Source organism: Pseudomonas sp. LPB0260 (assembly GCF_013388395.1).
Genome location: NZ_CP058247.1, coordinates 4509025 through 4524275 on the forward strand (window position 1 = coordinate 4509025; position 15251 = coordinate 4524275).

The 15251-nt window shown below is 64.9% G+C and carries 13 protein-coding genes; 7 read left to right on the top strand and 6 right to left on the bottom strand.

Going from position 1 to position 15251, the window contains the following annotated elements:
- Position 1: 1 nt before the first annotated feature.
- From rsmB to LPB260_RS20120, 3 genes are read left to right on the top strand one after another with little or no spacing between them, the layout of a single operon-like run.
- A complete protein-coding gene (gene rsmB / locus LPB260_RS20110; protein ID WP_208707638.1) occupies positions 2-1312 on the top strand; it encodes a 16S rRNA (cytosine(967)-C(5))-methyltransferase RsmB in 1311 nt (436 codons plus the stop codon).
- 12 nt (positions 1313-1324) lie between these two features.
- Entirely contained in the window at positions 1325-2698 is a 1374-nt protein-coding gene (gene trkA / locus LPB260_RS20115; RefSeq protein ID WP_208707639.1) for a Trk system potassium transporter TrkA, read from the top strand.
- Positions 2699-2746: 48 nt separating this feature from the next.
- Positions 2747-3067, top strand: a complete 321-nt coding sequence (locus LPB260_RS20120) for a tetratricopeptide repeat protein (protein ID WP_208707640.1) — start codon at positions 2747-2749, stop codon at positions 3065-3067.
- Between the two features lie 3 nt (positions 3068-3070).
- Here LPB260_RS20120 and LPB260_RS20125 read toward each other — a convergent pair whose 3' ends face one another.
- The 3 genes from LPB260_RS20125 to LPB260_RS20135 all read right to left on the bottom strand — a co-directional run bounded on the left by LPB260_RS20125 (position 3071) and on the right by LPB260_RS20135 (position 5012).
- A complete protein-coding gene (locus LPB260_RS20125) occupies positions 3071-3334 on the bottom strand; it encodes a PilZ domain-containing protein (RefSeq protein WP_208707641.1) in 264 nt (87 codons plus the stop codon).
- Positions 3335-3456: 122 nt separating this feature from the next.
- Positions 3457-4344, bottom strand: a complete 888-nt coding sequence (locus LPB260_RS20130) for a lysophospholipid acyltransferase (protein WP_208707642.1) — start codon at positions 4342-4344, stop codon at positions 3457-3459.
- 113 nt (positions 4345-4457) lie between these two features.
- Positions 4458-5012, bottom strand: coding sequence for a DNA-3-methyladenine glycosylase I (locus LPB260_RS20135; protein ID WP_208707643.1), 555 nt, complete (start codon positions 5010-5012; stop codon positions 4458-4460).
- 83 nt (positions 5013-5095) lie between these two features.
- Here LPB260_RS20135 and glyQ point away from each other — a divergent pair, with 83 nt between their 5' ends.
- The 4 genes from glyQ (at position 5096) to LPB260_RS20155 (ending at position 9521) form a co-directional block, all read left to right on the top strand.
- Positions 5096-6043: a glycine--tRNA ligase subunit alpha gene (gene glyQ / locus LPB260_RS20140; protein WP_208707644.1), complete on the top strand. Its 948-nt coding sequence runs from the start codon at positions 5096-5098 to the stop codon at positions 6041-6043.
- The gene (glyS, locus tag LPB260_RS20145) at positions 6040-8094 is read left to right on the top strand and encodes a glycine--tRNA ligase subunit beta (protein WP_208707645.1); all 2055 of its coding nucleotides are present in this window, start codon (positions 6040-6042) and stop codon (positions 8092-8094) included. The genes glyQ and glyS overlap by 4 nt, the downstream gene beginning before the upstream one ends.
- Positions 8095-8181: 87 nt before the next feature.
- The gene (gene gmhB / locus LPB260_RS20150; RefSeq protein WP_208707646.1) at positions 8182-8715 is read left to right on the top strand and encodes a D-glycero-beta-D-manno-heptose 1,7-bisphosphate 7-phosphatase; all 534 of its coding nucleotides are present in this window, start codon (positions 8182-8184) and stop codon (positions 8713-8715) included.
- 32 nt (positions 8716-8747) lie between these two features.
- Positions 8748-9521 (top strand): 1-acyl-sn-glycerol-3-phosphate acyltransferase, encoded by a 774-nt coding sequence (locus tag LPB260_RS20155; protein ID WP_208707647.1) that lies wholly within the window; start codon positions 8748-8750, stop codon positions 9519-9521.
- Positions 9522-10606: 1085 nt separating this feature from the next.
- On the opposite strand, the gene gyrB is transcribed toward LPB260_RS20155, so the two are convergent.
- From gyrB to dnaN, 3 genes are read right to left on the bottom strand one after another with little or no spacing between them, the layout of a single operon-like run.
- Positions 10607-13024 (bottom strand): DNA topoisomerase (ATP-hydrolyzing) subunit B, encoded by a 2418-nt coding sequence (gene gyrB, locus LPB260_RS20160; protein WP_208707648.1) that lies wholly within the window; start codon positions 13022-13024, stop codon positions 10607-10609.
- A 4-nt stretch (positions 13025-13028) separates the two neighbouring features.
- Entirely contained in the window at positions 13029-14132 is a 1104-nt protein-coding gene (gene recF / locus LPB260_RS20165; protein ID WP_208707649.1) for a DNA replication/repair protein RecF, read from the bottom strand.
- A 7-nt stretch (positions 14133-14139) separates the two neighbouring features.
- Positions 14140-15243: a DNA polymerase III subunit beta gene (gene dnaN / locus LPB260_RS20170; RefSeq protein ID WP_208707650.1), complete on the bottom strand. Its 1104-nt coding sequence runs from the start codon at positions 15241-15243 to the stop codon at positions 14140-14142.
- Positions 15244-15251 lie beyond the last annotated feature (8 nt).

Genomic DNA, 15251 nt, shown 5'->3' on the forward strand with positions numbered 1-15251 from the left:
CATGAACCCGCGCCTGGCCGCCGCCCGCGCCCTGGCCGCCGTGCTCAACGGCAAGGCCTCCCTGGGCAGCAGCCTGCCGCAGCAGCTGGACCGGGTCGAGCCGCGCGACCGCGGCCTGACCCAGGACCTGGCATTCGGCACCGCCCGCTGGCAGCCGCGCCTGGCCCTGCTGGCCGAGAAGCTGCTGCAGAAGCCCTTCAAGGCCGCCGATCGCGATGTCGAGGCGCTGCTGCTGATCGGCCTGTACCAGCTGTTCTACACGCGGATTCCGCCCCATGCGGCAATTGGCGAGACGGTGGCCTGCGTCGACAAGCTGAAGAAGTCTTCGCTCAAGGGCCTGCTCAATGCCGTGCTGCGCCGCGCCCAGCGCGAGGGCGAACAGCTGCTGGCCGAGCTGGAACGCGATCCGGTGGTGCGCACCGCCCACCCGCGCTGGTTGCAGAAAGCCCTCAAGGCCCACTGGCCGGAACACTGGGAAGCCATCTGCGCGGCCAACAACGCCCACCCGCCGCTGATCCTGCGGGTCAACCGGCGCCACGGCAGCCGCGATGACTACCTGGCCGAATTGCGCGCGGCGGGGGTCGAAGCCGAGCCCTGCGCCTTCAGTCAGGACGGTATCCGCCTGCTGCAGGCCTGCGACGTGACCGGCCTTCCGGGCTTCGCCGAGGGCCGGGTCAGCGTGCAGGACGAAGCCGCCCAGCTGGCCGCAGAATTGCTCGAACTGGCCCCCGGCCAGCGCGTGCTGGACGCCTGTTGCGCCCCGGGCGGCAAGACCTGCCACCTGCTCGAGGCCCAGCCGCAGCTGGCCGCGGTGGTGGCGGTGGACCTGGAAGAGAAGCGCCTGGTGCGGGTGCGCGAGAACCTCGCCCGGCTCAGCCTGCAGGCCGAACTGATCGCCGCCGATGCGCGCGCGGTCGATGCCTGGTGGGATGGCCAGGCCTTCCAGCGCATCCTGCTGGATGCCCCCTGTTCGGCCACCGGGGTGATTCGCCGCCATCCGGACATCAAGCTGACCCGCCAGGCCGAGGACATCCCTGCCCTGGCGCAGCTGCAGGGCGAGCTGCTGGACGCGCTGTGGCCGACCCTGGCGGTCGGCGGCATCCTGCTCTACGCCACCTGCTCGACGCTGCCCACGGAGAACACCGAGGTGATCGCCGGCTTTCTCGCCCGCACGCCCGGTGCCCGCGAGCTGGATATCGCCGGGCCATTCGGCCTGAAACAACCCCATGGCCGCCAGCTGCTCGCCCAGGCAGAGGGTCATGACGGTTTCTACTATGCCAAGCTGATCAAGATCGCCGCCGATCGCGGCTGAGGAACAGAGCGGATGAAGATCATCATTCTCGGCGCCGGCCAGGTCGGTGGCACCCTGGCCGAACACCTGGCCAGCGAGGCCAACGACATCACCGTGGTGGACACCGACAGCGACCGCCTGCGTCAGCTCGGCGACCGCCTGGACATTCGCACCGTGCAGGGCCGCGGCTCCTTTCCCGCGGTGCTGCGCCAGGCCGGGGCGGAAGACGCCGACATGCTGGTGGCGGTGACCAACAGCGACGAAGTCAACATGATCGCCTGCCAGGTGGCCTACACCCTGTTCCACACCCCGACCAAGATCGCCCGGGTGCGCGAGGCCGCCTACCTGTCGCGCAGCGGCCTGTTCAACAACGAGTCGATCCCGGTCGACGTGCTGATCAGCCCGGAACAGGTGGTGACCAACTACATCAAGCGCCTGATCGAATACCCCGGCGCCCTGCAGGTGATCGACTTCGCCGAGGGCAAGGCCCAGCTGGTGGCGGTCAAGGCCTACTATGGCGGGCCACTGGTCGGTCAGCAGCTGCGCCAGCTGCGCGAACACATGCCCAACGTGGACACCCGGGTGGCGGCGATCTTCCGCCGCAACCGGCCGATCATGCCCAAGGGCGACACGGTGATCGAGGCCGACGACGAGGTGTTCTTCATCGCCGCCAAGGCCCACATCCGCGCGGTGATGAGCGAGATGCGCCGTCTGGAGAACAGCTACAAGCGGGTGGTGATCGCCGGCGGCGGGCATATCGGCGAGCGCCTGGCCGAGGCCATCGAGAGCCGCTACCAGGTGAAGATCATCGAGATGAACCCGGCCCGCTGCCGTTACCTGTCGGAGAGCCTGGACAGCACCATCGTGCTGCAGGGCAGCGCCTCGGACCGAGACCTGCTAGTGGAGGAGAACATCAACGATGCCGACATCTTCCTCGCCCTGACCAACGACGACGAGGCCAACATCATGTCCTCGCTGCTGGCCAAGCGCCTCGGCGCGCGCAAGGTGATGACCATCATCAACAACCCGGCCTACGTCGACCTGGTCCAGGGCGGCGAGATCGACATCGCCATCAGCCCGCAGCTGGCCACCATCGGCACCCTGCTGACCCACGTGCGCCGCGGCGATATCGAGAGCGTGCATTCGCTGCGCCGCGGCGCAGCGGAGGCCATCGAGGCGATCGCCCATGGCGATGCCAAGTCGAGCAAGGTGGTCGGTCGCGCGATCGAGGAGATCGCCCTGCCGCCGGGCACCACCATCGGCGCGATCATCCGCGACGAAGAGGTGCTGATCGCCCACGACGACACGGTGATCGAGTCCGGCGACCACGTGATCCTGTTCCTGGTCGACAAGAAATACATCCGCGACGCCGAAAGCCTGTTCCAGGTCGGACTAACCTTTTTCTAAGAGCCACCGCTTGCGTGGTCCTCGGTCCACCTGCAAACAGGAGTCACCATGCTGGAATCCCTGGAAAAAATGCTCGCGCAAGGCATGGACAACGCCCTGCTGCGCTTCGGCCTGGGCAAGGGCTACCTGGATGCGGGAGAGTTCGCCCGCGCCGCCGAGCACTTCCAGCGCTGCGTGGAATTCGATGCGAACTATTCGGCGGCCTGGAAGCTGTTGGGCAAGGCGCACCTGGAACTGGGTGACCGGGCGGCCGCCGAGCACGCCTGGCAGCAGGGCATCGCCGCGGCCCAGAGCCACGGCGACAAGCAGGCGGAAAAGGAGATGACGGTGTTTCTCAAGCGCCTGCAGCGCCAGGCGCCGCAGGACTGAGCCTCAGTCCTCGACGAAACGCAGGCCCACGCCCTCGCTGTCCACGCGCATCACTTCCATCTGCAGCACCGGCGCCTCGATCGGCAGGTCCTGGACCTGTCCGGTGACCCGGGTGCCGGCCTCCAGACTGGCCAGTTGCGGGTGCTTGACGTAGACCCCTCCATCGGAGAGATCGCGGGTCTGCGCCACCAGCTCGCCGAAGCTCGGGTGACAGATCTTGATCCGGCATTTCATCGACGTACGGATGTGTTGGCGCTGGTTGGACATGGGTGCGGCGATCCTTGGCATGGGTCCTAAGGTTAATAGCGCAAGTTGCCGGCCACGCCCAGTGGCGCCGGCAGAAAAACCGCCATCGTGGGTCGATTTCCTCCGGCGCCATGGGATGGCGGCTAGTACCACTTCGCCTCGCCGTCCGGGCGCTTCTTGAAGCGCTTCATGCTCCACATGTACTGGCTCGGATAGGCGCGCACGTAGCGCTCGATCACCGCGCTCATGGCGGCCACGCCTTCCTCGACGTTCTCGCTGTACATGCCTTCGGGCGCGGCCTCGAAGATGACCTTGTAGCCGCTGCCATCGTCCAGGCGCAGCGCATGCAGGAACACGCCCCGGGCCTTGCCGCCGGCGAGCATGCCGGGCACGAACCTGCTGGTCAGGGTCGGCACGCCGCAGAAGGGCACGAATACACCGGAAGACCGGCTCGGCTCCGGATCGGCGGGAATACCCACGGCACCGCCGCGGCGCACCTCCTTGATGACACTGAGGATGCCCTCCTTGGTCGAGGGCGCCACGCGGTTGCCCATCTGCGCCCGCTGCCGGGCCAGCAGCTCGTCCACCGCCTTGAGCTTGGGCGGGCGGTAGAAGATGACCGGCTTGCACTGCGCGCAGTAGAAATGGTTGAGCACTTCCCAGTTGCCCAGGTGACTGGTGATGCCGACCACGCCCTTGCCGGACGCCAGGGCCTGCTGCAGCACCTCCAGGCCCTCGACCTCGCGCACCAGGGCCAGCGACCTGTGCGCCGGCCAGACCCAGGCGCAGGCGCTTTCGGTGAGGGTCTTGCCGATGTCCGCCAGGGTGTCGCGCAACAGGCGCTGATGGGCCGCCGCATCCAGCTCGGGAAAGCACTTGCTCAGGTTGATGCTGGCGACATCGCGCGAGCCGTTGGGCAGCTTCCACATCAGCCAGCCGATGGCGGCGCCCAGGCCTTGCACGGCGCGCCAGGGCAACAGAGCCAGCAGGTGCAGAAAGCCCACCACCAACGCTCCTTTGAGCTTCTCCACAGGCAACTCCCGAAAATTGCAAAGCGCCTATTGTAACCAGGCGGCGGCGCGCCTGGCAGGCGGCAACTGCGGGACCGCGCGGCGATGCCGCCCGGGCTCCGCTACCGAGGCGGTTAATTGGCGATCAGCACCGGGTAGCGGTCGCAGTCGGTGGTGTGGTCCATGACCATGCCGGCAGCCTGCATGTAGGCGTAGCAGATGGTCGGACCGACGAAGGTGAAGCCGGCCTTCTTCAGCGCCCGGCTCATGGCCTCGGCCTCGGCGGTGACGGCCGGCACCTGACTGCGCTCGCTGAAGTGGTTGACCTTGGGTGCGCCGCCGACGAAGGACCAGAGCAACCCCACCGGGTCCTCCAGCCTCAGCCAGGCCTGGGCATTCTGCCGCACGGCCCTGAGCTTGAGGCGGTTGCGGATGATCCCCGGGTCCTGCATCAGGGCCTCGATCTCCTCGTCGCTCAGCTGCGCCAGGCGCTCGGCGTCGAAACCGAACAGCACCTGGCGGTAGCGGGCGCGCTTCTTCAGCACGGTGATCCACGACAGGCCGGCCTGGAAGCCTTCCAGCAGCAACAGCTCGAACAGGGCCTGGGGATCGCGTTGCGGCACCCCCCATTCCTGGTCGTGATAGGCCTGGTAGAGGGGGTCTTCGGTGCACCAGAAGCAGCGTGGCATAGGGCCTTCCCGGGCGGCGGAGGCCGCCAGGATTGGGGTATACTCCCGCCCTTTCTGTCGCAGCCTCAACAGGTGAATTTTTCGTGAGCCAGACTACGCCTGCCGTGCGCACCTTCCAAGACCTGATCCTGACCCTGCAGCAGTACTGGGCCGAGCAGGGCTGCGTGGTGCTGCAGCCCTACGATATGGAAGTGGGCGCCGGCACCTTCCACACCGCCACCTTCCTGCGCGCCGTCGGCCCGGAAACCTGGAACGCCGCCTACGTGCAACCCAGCCGCCGCCCCACCGACGGCCGCTACGGCGAGAACCCCAATCGCCTGCAGCATTACTACCAGTTCCAGGTGGTTTTGAAGCCCAATCCGGAGAACTTCCAGGAGCTCTACCTGGGCTCGCTGGCGGCCATCGGCATCGACCCGCTGGTGCACGACATCCGCTTCGTCGAGGACAACTGGGAATCGCCGACCCTGGGCGCCTGGGGCCTGGGCTGGGAGATCTGGCTGAACGGCATGGAAGTCACCCAGTTCACCTACTTCCAGCAGGTCGGCGGCATCGAGTGCTACCCGGTGACCGGCGAGATCACCTACGGCCTGGAGCGCCTGGCCATGTACATCCAGGGCGTCGATTCGGTGTACGACCTGGTGTGGACCGACGGCCCGTTCGGCAAGGTCACCTACGGCGACGTGTTCCATCAGAACGAGGTGGAGCAGTCCACCTACAACTTCGAGCACGCCAACGTCGACAAGCTGTTCGAGCTGTTCGACTTCTACGAGAGCGAAGCCAACCGCCTGATCGAGCTGGAGCTGCCGCTGCCGACCTACGAGATGGTGCTCAAGGCCTCGCACACCTTCAACCTGCTCGACGCCCGCCGCGCCATCTCGGTGACCGAGCGCCAGCGCTACATCCTGCGCGTGCGCACCCTGGCCCGCGCCGTGGCCCAGAGCTACCTGCAGGCGCGACGCAAACTCGGCTTCCCCATGGCCACCCCCGAACTGCGTGACGAAGTACTGGCCAAGCTGGAGGCTGCAGAATGAGTGCATTGGATTTCCTCGTCGAACTGGGCACCGAAGAGCTGCCGCCGAAGGCCCTGAAGAGCCTCGGCGAGGCTTTCCTCGCCGGCATCGAGAAGGGCCTCAAGGCCGCCGGCCTGGACTACCAGGCCAGCCGCTTCTACGCCGCGCCGCGCCGCCTGGCCGTGCAGATCGACCAGCTGGCGAGCCAGCAACCCGATCGCAGCAACACCCTCGACGGCCCGCCGCTGCAGGCCGCCTTCAACGCCGAAGGGCAGCCGACCCAGGCGGCCCTGGGCTTCGCCAAGAAGTGCGGCGTGGAGCTGGAACAGATCGACCGCAGCGGCCCCAAGCTGCGCTATACCCAGCGCATTCCCGGGCAACCGGCCAGCGCCCTGCTGCCGGCGATCGTCGAAACCTCGCTGAACGAGCTGCCGATTCCCAAGCGCATGCGCTGGGCGGCGCGCCGCGACGAGTTCGTGCGGCCGACCCAGTGGCTGGTGATGCTGTTTGGCGACAACGTGATCGACTGCGAGATCCTCGCCCAGAAGGCCGGCCGCGAGTCCCGCGGCCATCGCTTCCACAGCCCGAGCAAGGTGCGCATCAGCACGCCGGCCACCTACCTGGAAGACCTGCGCAGCGCCTACGTGCTGGCCGACTTCGCCGAGCGTCGCGAACTGATCGCCCAGCGAATTGCCGAGCTGGCTGCCGAGCAGCAGGGCACGGCAATTGTCCCGGCAGGCCTGCTCGATGAAGTCAGCGCCCTGGTCGAGTGGCCGGTGCCGCTGGTCTGCGCCTTCGAGGAACGCTTCCTCGAGGTGCCCCAGGAGGCGCTGATCACCACCATGCAGGACAACCAGAAGTACTTCTGCCTGCTGGACGCCAATGGCAAGTTGCTGCCGCGCTTCATCACCGTGGCCAACGTCGAGAGCAAGGACCCGGCGCAGATCATCAGCGGCAACGAGAAGGTCGTGCGCCCGCGCCTGACCGATGCCGAGTTCTTCTTCAAGCAGGACCAGAAGCACAAGCTCGAGCACTTCAACCAGCGCCTGGCCGGCGTGGTGTTCCAGGCCCAGCTCGGTTCGGTCTATGAGAAGGCCCAGCGGGTATCGACGCTCGCCGCCTTCATCGCCGAACGGGTCGGCGGCGACGCCGAGCGCGCGGCGCGCGCCGGTATCCTCTGCAAGTGCGACCTGGCCAGCGAGATGGTCGGCGAGTTTCCCGAGATGCAGGGCATTGCCGGCTACTACTACGCCAAGCATGACGGCGAGGCCGAAGACGTCGCCCTGGCGCTGAACGAGCAATACATGCCGCGTGGCGCCGGCGCCGAGTTGCCGAGCACCCTGACCGGCGCCGCGGTGGCCCTGGCCGACAAGCTCGACACCCTGGTCGGCATCTTCGGCATCGGCATGCTGCCCACCGGCAGCAAGGACCCCTACGCCCTGCGCCGAGCGGCCCTGGGTGTGCTGCGCATCCTCATCGAGAAGGGCCTGGACCTGGATCTGAACGAAGCCGTGGCGGTCGCTATCGAGCAGTTCGGCGACAAGGTCAAGGCCGAGGGGCTGGCGGTCCAGGTGCAGGACTTCGTCTTCGACCGCCTGCGCGCGCGCTACGAAGACGAAGGCGTCGACGTGGCCGTGTACCAGTCGGTGCGCGCCCTGAGTCCCAGCGCGCCGCTGGACTTCGATCAGCGCGTGCAGGCGGTCCAGGCCTTCCGCGCACGCAGCGAGGCCGAGGCCCTGGCCGCGGCGAACAAGCGCGTGTCGAACCTGCTGAGCAAGTTCGACGGCCAGGTTCCCGCCCAGGTCGACGCCGCGCTGCTGCAGGAGCCGGCCGAACAGGCCCTGGCCGCGGCCGTGGCGCAGGCGGAGCAGGCGGTGCTGCCGATGGCCGCCGCGCGCTGCTACCGCGAGGCCTTGGAGCAGCTGGCCAGTCTGCGCGAACCGGTGGACAGCTTCTTCGAGGCGGTGCTGGTGAATGCCGACGACACGGCCGTGCGGGCCAACCGCTACGCCCTGCTGGCACGCCTGCGCGGGCTGTTCCTCGGCGTGGCCGACATCTCCGTGCTGGGCTGAAGCCCGGCCAAGACGGAATAGGGTGCCGGTCGGCAGACCACGGGTCTGCCGACTGGAATCCGCGCTCCTCAGCTCGAAGCGACCGATATGAAACTGCTGATTCTCGACCGCGACGGCGTCATCAATCACGACTCCGACGCCTACATCAAGAACCTCGAGGAATGGATTCCCCTGCCCGGGGCCATTGAGGCGATCGCCAGTCTGTCCAAGGCCGGCTGGACGGTGGCCGTGGCCACCAACCAGTCCGGTCTGGCCCGCGGCTATTACGACCTGGCGACCCTGGACGCCATGCATGCGCGGCTGCGCGAGCTGGTGGCGGAGCAGGGCGGCGAGCTGGGCCTGGTCGTCCATTGCCCGCACGGTCCGGACGACGGCTGCGATTGCCGCAAGCCAAAGCCCGGTATGCTGCGCACCATTGCCGAGCATTACCAGGTGTCGCTGGCCGGCGTATGGTTCGTCGGCGACAGCAGCGGTGACCTCGACGCCGCCCGCGCCGTCGACTGTCAGCCCGTGCTGGTCAAGACCGGCAAGGGTCAGCGGACCCTCGCCAAGCCGCTGCCAGCGGGTACCCTGGTATTCGATGATCTGCCGGCCGTGGCCGCGCAGCTTCTCCTCAGATAACGCAGGCCTGGCCTGCCACGGTAAGAGCTCCCATGTCGACAGTGCAGTCCATCAGAACCGTCCTTTTCTACCTGTTGCTGTCTGCCAGTGCTTGCTTCTGGTGCATCCTCAGCATGTTCGTCGCGCCCTTCCTGCCGTTCCGCGCGCGCTACCGCTTCGTCAACCAGACCTGGTGCCGCTGCGCCGTGTGGCTGGCCAAGGTGGTGGTGGGCATTCGCTATGAGGTCAAAGGCCTCGAGCACATCCCGCAGCAGCCGTGCGTGATCCTCGCCAAGCACCAGAGCACCTGGGAAACCTTCTTCCTCTCGGCCTTGTTCGAGCCGCTCAGCCAGGTGGTCAAGCGCGAGCTGCTTCGCGTGCCGTTCTTCGGCTGGGCGATGGCCATGCTCAGCCCCATTGCGATCGACCGAAGCAACCCCAAGGCAGCCCTCAAGCAGCTCGCCAAACAGGGCCACGAGCGCCTGCAGCAGGGCGCCTGGGTGCTGATCTTCCCGGAAGGCACGCGTATTCCCACGGGGCATATCGGCAAGTTCTCGCGAGGCGGCGCGGCGCTGGCGGTCAATGCCGGACTGCCGGTGCTGCCGGTGGCGCACAACGCCGGCGAGTTCTGGCCCAAGGAAGGCTGGAGCAAGACGCCAGGCACCATTCAGGTGGTATTCGGCCCGCTGATGTACGCAGAAGGGAGCGGGCCACGGGCGATTGCCGAACTGAATGACCGCGCCTTCGCCTGGGTCGCCCAGACCCAGCGCGAGATCGGCGCCCTGAGCGCCGATGCGACGCCAAGCGAGCCCGTCGAGTCCGCCTGAGCGAAATGTGGATAAGCTGTGTGTAAATAACTCGACCGACCACCAGCTTGTTATGTAACAAGCTGATTTATATAAATTTTATTCGATCAGGCGAATTTTCGATTTTGGTGGGTAAGTTTTCCAGGCATAGAAAAGCCGGCCAGTTTGGCCGGTTTTTTTTGCCCGGGTGCAGCTCAAGTACGCAGGCGCCGACAAGGCCGGTAGCTTCATCCGTAAAAACAAAGAACCCGCCGAGGCGGGTTCTTTCCTGACCATTCGACATCCTGTCGGCGCATCCTAGCGATGGTCAATCATCCTTGATTCCGAGCGAGTCCTTCGCTCAGTGGATTGGGTGTAGATTAATCTCCACCCGGGTCGGGAGATAGTGCCAAACGCCGCCAGTCCATGTAAGCCATTGGCTATTCAGTCGGGCTAACGCCACGATCCGGCACGTTACACCCGCTGCGCGCTGTGATCCGGCAGCTCTAACTGCGCCTGCCGCGCGGGGCTCGATTCAAGGAAGCGCTGTATGTCGATGACTGTTGTCACCCATGAATGTAGCGCTTGCGATTTCAGTCGCTGGGACTCACTCAGCTGGGTGTACCGCTTTTATCTAGATGGCGAAACCAGGGTCACCATGCAATCGGCATTGGGCTGGTGTCATGGCTGCAGTGACTTGAGAGTGGTTGAAGTGTTGCCCTCCGCACAAGCCGAGGGCCAACTGCAACGCCCATAAGGGTCAACTTCTCACACCCTGGTTGCGGCGGCGTGCTGACGGCAGCCTGCGACGGCACACGGCTAAGCATGCGCCTGACAGAGCAGGCCGTTGATCTCGGATGACGACGCACGGGCTAGATAGGGGTCAAGGGAGCTGCCTATCTCATCTGCCCGAGTCCTCCAGGCGGACGGCAAACGCTCCGGGCGCTATATGCACCAACGAAGATCGGCCCAGGCAACCCGATCTCGTCTCATGCCTATCGCTAGAGTCCGGTTAAGCGCTCTCGGCACAATGCCTTGTGCTACACAGCGTTGCCGAGCAATAGAAAACCCGGCTCTGGGCCGGGTTTTCTACTCATCGCACGGCAACTAATGCCCCGTGATAAGGCCTACACGTCGAGGTTGGACACCGCCAGGGCGTTGGTCTCGATAAAGTCGCGGCGCGGTTCGACTTCGTCGCCCATCAGGGTATTGAAGATCTGGTCCGCGGCAATCGCGTCTTCGATACGCACCTTGAGCATGCGCCGGACTTCCGGATCCATGGTGGTTTCCCACAGCTGGTCCGGGTTCATCTCGCCGAGCCCCTTGTAGCGCTGAATGCTGTGGCGCTTGGTGCTCTCGGTCATCAACCAGCCCAGGGCGTCCTTGAAGGTGCTGACCGGCTTCTTGCGCTCGCCACGCTGCACATAGGCGCCTTCCTCGAGCAGATTGTTCAGCTGATCGCCCAGGCTGGTGACCGTCTTGTAGTCGTTGCTGGAGAAGAAGTCACGGTTGAAGGTGATATAGCTGGAGTTGCCGTGGGAGATCAGCTCGACCTCCGGCAGCCACAGGTGGCGCTCGTGGTCTTCGCGCAGGCTGGTCTTGTAGACCAGGCCGGATTTCTCCATGGTCTTCAGGCGCGCGGCGAACAGCTCCAGCCAGGCCTGCATGGCGTCCTTGTCGGCCAGTTGCTCGAGGCTTACTGCCGGCAGGTAGACGAAATGCTCGGTCAGTTCCAGCGGGTACAGGCGCGAGAGGCGCTTGAGGGTCTTCATCACGGTGCGGTAGTCGTTGACCAGGCGCTCCAGGGCCTCGCCGGACAGGCCGGGGGCGCTCTCGTTGACGTGCAGGCTGGCGTCCTCCAGGGCCGACTGGGTCATGTATTCCTCCATGGCCTCGTCGTCCTTGATGTACTGCTCCTGCTTGCCCCGCTTGACCTTGTACAGCGGCGGCTGGGCGATGTAGATGTAGCCACGCTCGACCAGTTCCGGCAACTGACGGAAGAAGAAGGTCAGGAGCAGGGTGCGGATGTGCGAACCGTCGACGTCAGCATCGGTCATGATGATGATGTTGTGGTAGCGCAGCTTGTCGATGTTGTATTCCTCGCGGCCGATGCCACAGCCCAGGGCGGTGATCAGGGTGCCGACCTCCTGGGAGGAAATCATCTTGTCGAAGCGCGCCTTCTCGACGTTGAGGATCTTGCCCTTGAGCGGCAGGATCGCCTGGGTCTTGCGGTTGCGCCCCTGCTTGGCCGAGCCGCCCGCGGAGTCACCCTCCACTATGTAGAGTTCGGAGAGCGCCGGGTCCTTTTCCTGGCAGTCGGCCAGCTTGCCGGGCAGACCGGCGATGTCCAGGGCGCCCTTGCGACGGGTCATTTCGCGGGCCTTGCGCGCCGCCTCACGGGCGCGGGCGGCGTCGATCATCTTGCCGACCACGGCCTTGGCTTCGTTGGGGTTCTCCAGGAGGAACTCGGAGAAGTACTTGCCCATTTCCTGCTCGACCGCGGTCTTCACCTCGGAGGAGACCAGCTTGTCCTTGGTCTGCGAACTGAACTTGGGGTCCGGGACCTTCACCGAGATGATCGCGGTGAGGCCTTCCCGGGCATCGTCCCCGGTGGTGGAAATCTTGTGCTTCTTGGCCAGGCCTTCCTGCTCGATATAGGCATTCAGGTTACGCGTCAGCGCGGAGCGGAAGCCGGCCAGGTGGGTACCGCCATCGCGCTGCGGAATGTTGTTGGTGAAGCACAACAGGTTCTCGTTGAAGCTGTCGTTCCACTGCAAGGCGACTTCGACACCGACCCCATCATCGCGCTGCACGCTGAAGTGGAACACCTGATTAACGGTGGACTTGTTGATGTTCAGGTACTCGACGAAGGCGCGCAGACCACCCTCGTACTTGAACAACTCCTCCTTGCCGGTGCGCTCGTCCTTGAGGACGATGCCCACGCCGGAGTTGAGGAAGGACAGTTCGCGCAGGCGCTTGGCGAGGATGTCCCAGCTGAAATGAATATTGTGGAAGGTTTCTTCCGAAGGGCGGAAGTGGATCTGGGTGCCGGTGCCATCGGTATCGCCCACGGCCGCGAGCGGTGCCTGGGGAACGCCATGAACATAGGTCTGCTCCCAGATCTTGCCGTGACGGCGAATGGTCAGGATTAGTTCCTTGGACAGCGCGTTGACCACCGAGACACCCACGCCGTGCAGCCCGCCGGAGACCTTGTAGCTGTTATCGTCGAACTTACCGCCGGCATGCAGCACGGTCATGATCACTTCGGCGGCAGAGACCCCTTCATCCTTGTGGATGTCCACCGGAATGCCACGACCGTTGTCACGCACGCTGATGGACTCATCCGGGTGGATGGTGATGGTGATCTCGCTGCAATGGCCGGCGAGCGCTTCGTCAATCGAGTTGTCGACCACCTCGAAGACCATATGGTGCAGACCACTGCCATCGTCGGTATCGCCGATGTACATACCAGGTCGCTTGCGTACGGCATCCAGGCCCTTCAGGACCTTGATGTTATTGGAGTCGTACGTTTGGTTTTCGCTCATGCCTTCACTCCCGGTGGTCGTGGGTCTGGGTGATGCCGCCATGTTCCACGTGGAACATGGCAACCGGCGTATCCGTGCGCCAGCCTTCCCTCAACAATTCATGGTCTACACAGGTGATAAACACCTGGCAGTGCAAATCTTCCAATAAACGGCAAAGCGCGCGACGGTGCTGCTCGTCCAGTTCTGACGGCAAGTCATCCACCAGATAGATGCACTGGCCGCGCTTGGCCTGATCAACCAAATGCCCCTGGGCAATGCGCAGGGCACAGACAACCAACTTCTGCTGGCCACGGGACAAGATATCCGCGGCGTTATGGGCGCCCAGCCGCAACCTGAGATCGGCGCGCTGCGGGCCGGATTGCGTATGCCCGATCTGCTGATCGCGGGGCAGCGAAGTGGCCAGTACCTGACTCAGCTCACGCTCCTTGTCCCAGCCCCGGTAGTAGCTGAGTGTCAGTCCTTGTAGCTCGACCAACTCACTCAACACGCCCTCGAACACCGGCTTGAGCAGTTGAATATAGGCACGCCTATAGCCGTCGATCTCGTCGCTGGCCAGGCACAGTTCGCGGTCCCAGGCCGCCTGCGAAGCGGCGTCAAGTGTACCATGCCGCAGCCATGAGTTCCGCTGCCGCAGGGCCTTCTGCAGCCTCTGCCAGGCTCCAAGGAAGCGAGGTTCCACGTGGAACACCCCCCAATCGAGAAACTGTCGACGAACCTTGGGCGCCCCCTCCAGCAAGCGAAAACTGTCCGGATTAATCAGCTGCAGCGGCAGCGCATCGGCCAGTTGCGCGGCGCTGCGGGCACTCTCGCCGTCGATGCGTATCTGCAGCTCACCCTGACGATCACGGGACACGCCCAGGTTGCACAACCGGCCATCAGCCTGCTGGACCTGGCCGAACACGGTGCAGGTTGGTTGCTCGTACTGGATCAGCGGCAGCAGCCGATTGCTGCGAAAGGAACGGGCCAGGCCCAGCAGATGAATGGCCTCGAGCAAGCTGGTCTTGCCGCTGCCGTTGGCGCCGTGAAGGATATTGATGCGAGGGGAGGGGGAGAGGGTCACCGGGTGCAGGTTGCGCACCGCGGTGACCGTGACGCGGGTCAGGGACATTTAAGGGTTACAGGCGCATCGGCATCACGACGTAGGAGGAATCGTCGTTGTCTGCCTCCTGAACCAACGCACTGCTGTTGGCATCGGAGAGAATCAGGCGCACCTGCTCGGTGGTCATCACGCCGAGCACGTCCAGCAGATAGCTGACGTTGAAGCCGATCTCCAGGGCGCTGCCGTTATAGTCGACGGCAATCTCCTCCTCGGCCTCTTCCTGCTCCGGGTTGTTGGCCTGAATCTTCAGCAGGCCCGCCGCCAGCTGCAGACGGATGCCCCGGTACTTCTCGTTGGACAGAATCGCGGTGCGGCTGAAGGCTTCACGCAGCCCCTGACGGTCGGCCACCACCAGCTTGTCACCGCCGCGCGGCAACACGCGCTCGTAGTCCGGGAACTTGCCGTCTACCAGCTTGGAGGTGAACGTGAACTCGCCGGTGGTGGCGCGGATATGGTTCTGCCCGAGCACCACGCTGACGCTACCATCCTGCTCGGTGAGCAGGCGCGCCAGCTCTAGGATGCCCTTGCGCGGCACGATGACCTGGTGACGCTCGACCTGCTCGATCGCCGCCTCCATAGAGCACATCGCCAGACGATGACCGTCGGTTGCCACCGCGCGCAGCACGCCGCTCTGCACCTCCAGGAGCATGCCGTTAAGGTAATAGCGCACGTCCTGCTGGGCCATGGCGAAGCTGGTCCGCTCGATCAGGCGGCGCAGCTTGCTCTGCACCAGGCTGAAGGTCAGCGAACCCGGACCTTCCTCGACCGTGGGGAAATCGTTGGCCGGCAGGGTGGACAGGGTGAACCGGCTGCGGCCAGCCTTGACCAGCAGCTTCTGCTCGTCGACGCGAATGTCGATCAACGCATCGCTCGGCAGGCTCTTGCAGATATCCATCAGCTTGCGCGCCGGCACGGTGATCTCGCCCGGTTCGGCGGCATCTTCGAGGGTGACCCGTCCGACCAGTTCGACTTCCAGGTCGGTGCCGGTCAGCGACAGCTGCTGGCCTTCGACGACCAGCAACACGTTGGACAATACCGGCAAGGTCTGGCGACGTTCCACGACGCCGGCGACCAGTTGCAGCGGTTTCAACAGGGCTTCTCGTTGAATGGTGAAATGCATGGTCTAGT